Here is a 420-nt window from a genome sequence, read left to right as displayed (position 1 = left end):
TTGGTGCTCAGGTTGCCGACGTTGATCTCGTGCGTGGCGGCCGAGATCTGGGCGGAGCCCCAGGCCTGATCGACCCGCAGGGCGCCGACGAAATCGGGCAGCCGCGAGCGCTGGACGGCGTCGACGTTGCCGTAGCGGGACGGCCGGCCGCTCGTGTAGCCGACGAAGACGGGGGCGAGCGCGTTCCCGGACGGCGAGAAGACCGGCGAGCGCGTGAAGACCGGGTCTTCCACCGACAGGGTCGCCGAGACGCCGTTGCCGAAGGTGGCGGTGTAGGCGAGCAGGTTGGTCGACGAATTGTCCGAGCCCGAGGTCGCGCCGTAGAACTCGAAATCGTGGGCGTAGAAGTCGTAGAACGACGAGGCGCGACCGGCGGTGAGGCCGGCGAACTGGATGAACGCCTTGTCGACGTTCACGTAT

Annotated in this window: 1 protein-coding gene; it reads right to left on the bottom strand. The window is 67.9% G+C overall.

Annotated elements, in window-relative coordinates:
- The coding region (locus tag K9U41_RS23415; protein ID WP_282643225.1) for a porin at window positions 1-420 on the bottom strand (420 nt) is incomplete at both ends.

The sequence above is a fragment of the Xanthobacter autotrophicus genome (genome assembly GCF_029991245.1).
GTDB lineage: Bacteria > Pseudomonadota > Alphaproteobacteria > Rhizobiales > Xanthobacteraceae > Xanthobacter > Xanthobacter autotrophicus_C.
Note: the sequence above shows the minus strand (reverse complement) of the source record. Positions and strands in the feature narration are given on the sequence as shown.